Below are 3,505 nucleotides of genomic sequence, written 5' to 3'. Positions count from 1 at the left end.
GTTTTGAAGTTGCAGTGTTTGTGGATTCTATCATACAGCGACTCGGAATTCCTGGGGTAAAGCTTGCATCAACAAGCGTTGCATCTTTTTGATGCCGCCAGAAGTTTTTAGGCGGTCGGATAGGTATTTCAGTTCATTGCCCGTGCATTCTTGGTGAAACGCTTCGCACAGTCCGTGTAAGCGCTGAGACTGCCACCAACGATGACGCTCCTCGCTCAGGCGACGATCCTGCAAGCGTTTGGCACGCAGTTGTTCCAGGAACAACACGGTTGTAATCGCACAGTTCATCCATGCTTCGACAGCAGCGAATTTCTCGAACTGGTACTGACCCACTCCAAGCGTCGATTTGAGTTCTTTGAAAAACAACTCGATCTGCCATCTGACCGAGTACGCCTCGATCACCTCACTGACACTCATGTCCGTCGCATTGGTCATCAATATCTTGACGTCGTCGGGAGTCGCTTTCTTCAATTCCGATTTCATTGTCGAAAAAACAAGCTGCACGCGGCCAACGCTGCGTACCTCCCGCTTTTCCTGATAGGCGAAGTACTCGCGAGGTTTCTGTTTCGGCCCAACGCGCCAACGTGAAATCCGCCGGTACCCGGCATACTTTCCAGTCGACGCTCGAAGCCTGATTCTCTTGAGCGACAGTCCCGTCCAATCCTTCAGACGTGAACGTAGTTTGGGTCGTTGTCCCGTCGGTCCCTCGTAGACGCGTTCGGGGTTGGCTGGGAAGATCCAAGTGTAGCCTCGCTCGTCGCAAGCTTCGCGGACGCTTTTGGCGTCATACGCGGTATCGCCCAGCACGAGAACCTCGGCTTCTTCGTCCAGCGGTAGATCGCGAATCATCTTGGCGGCGGCCTCGGCGGTCGTCAGATGAGTGAGCCCTTTCTTCTTGCAGTACTCTTTGGTGTAGTGCGGGATCTGAAAAGGAATTCGGTATCCCGACGGAGTGATCAGCAGTCCGAAGGTGAAACTGTGAACATTTTTGCGGCGGACTTTCTTGTTGTTGTAGCGGCGTCCCTTCTTGGGGCGACGCTTTCGGTTGCCGGTGCTGAAGGTGTTCTCAGTTTTCTTTCCGGCCTGTGAGAACAACGTGGCGTCGATAAGGAAGATGAATTTTCCTTTGCCGGTCTCCATCTGCAGCAACGCTTGGCGGAGGGTGGCATTGAAGTCATTTTTCTGCCAGCGCGGCCTTCTGAGAAACCGCGTCACTTGACAACGATGGACGCTCTGAGAGGCGATCACACCGGCCGCCGAGGAGCAGGACATCCGCCCTCGATGGAGCACAAAGGCCAAGACGATCCGCATCACCATGGCTTGAGCGAACTCGTTGAGATCGGTTTTGGCGATAAACCTCTTGAGCAAATCAGCGGATTGTTGGACGATGATCATCGCGGGTCCTTCCTGTGGACAGTGAGAATGCAATGATCTGGTCATGGGGTGGACCCGCTTTCGAACGCAAGACCAATTTTTGGAGCAGGCCTCAAAGTGTGCAACTGGTATGTTGCTCTCTTAACAAAAACAAAGAAAGCAAAAGTCATCTGGACCACTGTGGGGAAGCTACCAGTTGTTTTTCCCACTCTAGCAGAGGCCCAGATGACCACTCTTAGTCCAACCCAAACACGCGCCAATTCCAAGCCCCCCAAGCATCGTAAGCGAAAAAATCAGCAGACACTGCAAAAACCCAACGGAGTGATCGCGCCTCGGGTCAAAGCAGCGGGAGCCGACCATTTTGCCGTCGTTTGCATCGACCCAGCCAAACTTCGATCCGAATTGATGATGGCCGATTACTTCGGGAACTTATTGATCGAACCATGCACGGTGGAGCATGAAGCTCATGCCTTGCACTCAGCGATCCAACAGGTCAAACAAGCCTGCCAGCAGCACGCCATCAAGGACATGATTGTTACCATCGAACGTACCGGCAACTACCACCGTGTCACGCAAAAGACATTCGCCGCAGCAGGCTTCGAAGTCCGCCTCGTTCACCCCTTTGCGACGAAGCAATATCGACTGCCCGCTGACCCGGGAAACAAGACCGACGCGACGGATCTGTTCGCCCAGCATCGCGCTGCCGTCGCTGGATTCGGACTATGCGAATTCGAATTACCAGAGGTCTATCAACAACTTCGCTTGCGAGTGCGACATCGGCGCGACCTCGTTGAGAAAGCGACCGCACTGGCCTGCCAGATCCGCGAGCATTTGCATTTGAGCATGCCACGTTACCCGAACTTGTTCAGCAATTTCTTCTCACATGCTGCAGCTATGGAAGTCGCCAGAACGGCCTCTTCACCTGCTAAAATTATCGAGATGGGAACCACTGGACTGCGAACTCATCTCTCCAAGAAGAAGATTCGATTCAAAACCGCCACGCTAGAGAAAATCGTTGCTTGGGCTAATCAAGCCGCTAAGTTGGAGCTTCCTTCAAAGCACTCGCTGATCCATTCGATTTGGACCGACTTACACGACTTGCATACTTCGATTCAAACACAGATTGTCCGTTTAGAGTCGGAAATCGCTGGGGATTTAGCCCAAACACCTTACGTTCGCTTGTTAGCAATCCCAGGTGTCAACGTCGTCTCGGCCGCCGACTTCGCTGGCGAAATGGGACCAATCGAGCACTATGCCAATGCCAACGCGATCACTGGACGCAGTGGGTTGTTTCCGTCTCGCTATCAAAGTGACCAGACTGACAATGCTGGCAGGATCGTTCGTAGTGCGAACCGCCGACTGCGTGCCTCGTTGATGCGAATTGCTGATAACCTTGCCAACCTTAACGCTTATTTCCGAATCCAAGCGGCCGAGGATCACGTGCGGAAGATCGACAAGCGTGCGACGCGAGTGAAGATCGCCAGCCGGTTTAGTCGGATCGCGTATGCCTGCGTCGCCGGCAACGCTCCCCTGAAGCATGCATGCTGTCGCGATAGTAACTCGATCATCGAAAAGTTGCGTATGTTTCATCACGACCACGGGACATCGATCGCAACCGCTTTGGTGGACCTTGAGAACGCTGTCGTCCAACTTCCTTACAATACACGGGGCATGGAGGCCGATGCGATCTCGATCGTGCTACAGAAGCAATCCAGAAGCCGACGTAGCCCGACCAAATTAGGAGAGATATTACCGAGTGTTTTAGCCAAGTTAAGCGTCCCTAAAGACGCTTGCCCGAATGAGGAATCGACGGCTTCAGATTGACGAATCAACGGTGAACCGAATCGACACCGCCTCTGCGCAACATGGCACTCGCTGCCTCTTTGAAGCCTGGCGCTCTGTCGGATCACCACCGCCTGATAAGGCAGTTTGAGGCCGTCCCTCTTATGAATTACCAGTATGGCGATACCTGATCATCAAACGACCGAGAACGGCTCGGTTCACCGATTTTTCAATCCAGCGTCAGTTCCGATGATTGCGAATCGAAAACTGCTTCCGAGCAGACCGGTGAAAATATGTACCCGTAACAAAATTGCCTTCCCACTTGAAAACCATATGGCAGTCTTCAAAA

At 53.0% G+C, this 3,505-nt stretch carries 2 protein-coding genes; one reads left to right on the top strand and one right to left on the bottom strand.

Translation table 11 applies throughout. From position 1 onward, the window contains the following. Window positions 1-30: 30 nt before the first annotated feature. Window positions 31-1,395 (bottom strand): transposase, encoded by a 1,365-nt coding sequence (locus Pla100_RS30140; RefSeq protein WP_197168359.1) that lies wholly within the window; start codon window positions 1,393-1,395, stop codon window positions 31-33. Between the two features lie 204 nt (window positions 1,396-1,599). On the opposite strand from Pla100_RS30140, the gene Pla100_RS30135 reads away from it, so the two are divergent. After that, the gene (locus Pla100_RS30135; RefSeq protein WP_146583096.1) at window positions 1,600-3,198 is read left to right on the top strand and encodes an IS110 family transposase; all 1,599 of its coding nucleotides are present in this window, start codon (window positions 1,600-1,602) and stop codon (window positions 3,196-3,198) included. Window positions 3,199-3,505 lie beyond the last annotated feature (307 nt).

This window comes from Neorhodopirellula pilleata (assembly GCF_007859915.1).
GTDB lineage: Bacteria > Planctomycetota > Planctomycetia > Pirellulales > Pirellulaceae > Rhodopirellula > Rhodopirellula pilleata.
The sequence above is the reverse complement of the archived record's forward strand: the minus strand, read 5'-3'. Positions and strand labels throughout refer to the sequence as shown.